This window comes from Patescibacteria group bacterium (genome assembly GCA_041675205.1).
Taxonomy (GTDB): domain Bacteria; phylum Patescibacteriota; class Patescibacteriia; order GWA2-46-9; family GWA2-46-9; genus JBAYUF01.
In genome coordinates, this window is record JBAYUF010000024.1 from 1 (window position 1) to 3337 (window position 3337).

Annotated in this window: 2 protein-coding genes; both read right to left on the reverse strand. The window is 51.2% G+C overall.

Annotated features, from left to right (window positions below; translation table 11 throughout):
* Positions 1-348: hypothetical protein (locus tag WC052_05935; GenBank protein MFA7287175.1), on the reverse strand; the 348-nt coding region annotated here is incomplete at its 3' end.
* 9 nt (positions 349-357) lie between these two features.
* Positions 358-3337: hypothetical protein (locus tag WC052_05940; GenBank protein ID MFA7287176.1), on the reverse strand; the 2980-nt coding region annotated here is incomplete at its 5' end.

Consider the following 3337-nt stretch of genomic DNA (forward strand, 5'->3'; position numbering starts at 1 on the left):
AGCTTGTGCATTAGCGGCAGCAAGCCCGCCAGCACCGGCATTTGCAGCTTGCATTTGCTGACCACCGATGTTACCGCCACGGCTGTTACCAGCCAAAGCAACGGCGCCGCGCATTGCAGATTCTTGGCCCTGCATTAGCTGATTTTCAGCTAGCGACGGCGTTTGCCCCTGCGCACGTTTTTGTGCGTCAGCGAGTGACGACACCATACCAGCGCGCCCCGGGTCGCCAACTTCGGAGCCATATGCCAAATCCTGAGCGCTATCGTAGCGCTGACCACCAAAGTTTTTCCCATCAAAGCCAGCAGGGCTCTTATATCCGCCATCTTTGAGTAAATCGCTGAATGCCATAAAAACTCCTTACGTGGCAACCTGCGCGGCCGGTGGGCGGAACGCTCCACCTTCAATACCAAGCTCCGCGGCCAAACCCAAGATTCGAACATTCTCGGTGGCACCGGGCGAATCTTCGTAAACTTCGATATAGAAGGCGACACACTTCTGGTATCTCGGGCGCACACGCATATGCGGCGGCGAAACCGTAATGGTCAAATCTTCTTCGACAGTCGGATTATCGTAGTCACCATCGAAGGTGAAACCCATATCTACGTGGTACTGCGAAACATTCGGCTTAGCTGCTTGAATCGCTCCGCTACGAATACGCATAGCGCCAGCATAACCAGCAACGTGAATCCAAGAAGTACGCAGCCGAATAGGCACACCGAATGGAAAACCGGACGGATGACTATCCATAAAAGCGTCGTCATCGGTTGTCTCCCTTTCAATCAAAAGGCCACATTGTTGCAACACGACGTGCAATAGTTCGCCATCCGAACCTTCCCATGCGCAGGCGGATGCCACCGAAGCCGCGCGAACGAAGTCGCCAGATTGCAACGGCAAAAGCGGACGCGTGGTCCAGACTTGACGCAGATAGTCGTAAATCAACACCAACGGGCGGATTTCTACTTCGCTATCTGTTGCGCCGGTAAGGTTATCACCAACCGGGAACGCTAATGCGAAATCGGGGAAAACATCAGGAAGCCATTGCACAACAACAGTTGAACCAACAACTACTGCCGCACTAATGATATCTGCGTACGTACCGTCAGTAACGCGCGCATTAATCGTTCCAGCCATGGCAGTTAGCAAAAAAGCTAAATTCCAACCAGCGGACGCTAAAGTCGACGCTGATTGTAGGCCAGTTGGTGTAAACGACCACGTACCTTCTGGTGTACCAACAATAGTTGGCGTGAGCACCGTCGTGTACGTACGAATCGGGGCGTCGTCACACGTCAATCGGATTTGGTGTCGGTTTTCGAAATCCGTTGCATTTCGAATATTGCCAGCACGAGCCATATATCGAGCGGCGTCAAGTCCCGCCGGTGCGACGTTGCGCCCGCGACCAAGAAGGTAGTAACCTTTTTGCGAACGAAAAAAGATACCATCCGGCGCCAGAACCAACGAAAGTGGGTCAACACAGCCGATACCTTCTTGGATAACGATTAGTTGCAAAGTAGCATCAGCAATCGTCGAATCGCTTTGTGGCGCACCAGTAAGTGCGTAAATCGTGTCGCGCGTCCAGACGTACAGGGTTTCCGCCATCGCCTTAATAGCAGTGATTTCTCCAATATTGGCGCGGTACGTACGTGCGGGGTTGAATTCGGGAGCCATCAGAAGTTCGCCACCAGCTTCCGGGGCCATTTCTGACGAATACCAAATCAACCCGTCTTGCGCTGAAACACCAACGACGCGATTTTGCCATTCCGTCACGCACGTTAGCGCAGGAACAACAACGGGAGTCAGTGTCGAAAATCCAGCCGCCGCTCCACCGTTGGCATCGTCTTGAAACTGATACGGCCCCAAACCTTGCGCGACAAGGTTAGTGTCGGATACACCGTGCTTAAACGCAACCAAGTAATCCGTGGGATAATTAACAGGTACATCTTCTTGTTTATAATTAGATGCCCAATCACCAGAACCAAAGACACGATAGAAAAGTTGCCCACCGCCAGATACAGTAGCGAATACCTCGAATTCGATTGCTTGCACGTTAACGAAATGCCCAAGCGAGTCTTTCAACGACATTGTTTGCGTACGAATCAAGAAGTTGAAAGAGCTATTTGTTTCACCTTCGGTCGTAAACGCAATAATATTCGATGGTGCAGAACGATGCACAACAGCACCGTCACGCCAACGTGCAACCACGTATAGAAAACGTGTGCCTGGGGTTAGGTCGCCTTGCGACGTATCTTCGACAGTGCCAATAACTTCGGGATTCCAAGGGAATCCACATTCGACCATTTGACGGCCATCGTACATTTGCGGAGTACCACCAGAAACAAAAAGCCCTGCTCCGGCTTTCGCAGTTTGGTGCATCGAACGCGAGTACGGATGTCGGAAATTTCTATCTGGCTGTAACGGGTCGGAATTGTCGCGGAACATGACCCATGGGTCTTCCATATGCGCGACAAATTCAACCACCGCAGCGTTAGTTGGCAAAAGTTCTGAAACAACAGAACCGTAACCAGTAACAGATTGCGCCGAACTACGTTGATATACGTTGCCAGCAAACGAACGTGTTTTCACTTCCGGTCCGAACGGTGGCCCTTCGCAAATAGCGGGAAGGTGACACATTCGTCTGCAAGGCGCTTGACCAATAAGCGCAGCACCAGGCGCAGGTGAATAACCAGAAGGGGCGGAATTGATAATGCCTGGCGTCGTTAGATTACAAATAGGTCGCGCGCGCACTGGCAATTCAGGGTAACTAGTGTCAAAAGTATCCCAAATATCGTAATCGAGATTTACAATGAAGCCATAAGCTTGTTGCCAGTTTTGTGGTTCAGACGTAGATTTAAAACCCAACGCGCAATATACTTCGGTACGCGCGTTAGTGAGTGACCTACCGCCAACGTACGCCCACGGTTGTGAAAGCATGTTTGCATGCCGTGTAACTTGCGGTTGCGAAGACTGCTCCATCGAATCGATACGGTACTCACAAGCAAACACGGCATGAAAATACGCCCACGGTGCCCCAAGGTCCCCTAAGGTTACTTCAGCCATTTCAGCAACAATAACGTAAGTATCCTCGGCAGTGCGCACCAATCCCATATTAACCCAACGCGCCGAGTACCCGGGCGTATCAGAAATAATATTTTCACCAAGGCTGCCACCACCAGCAGCCAATGAAATAATACTGATACCGTCTACTGCGGTACCAGCACCGTTAGTTGCATCGAAAGCGACTACGATAGAACCGTCACCAGTATGAAAACGGCAACAAATAGCAGTAGGCGCAATATCTTGACCTGAAACGTGGTTTGTAGTCCAAGCAGTATCAGCCCAT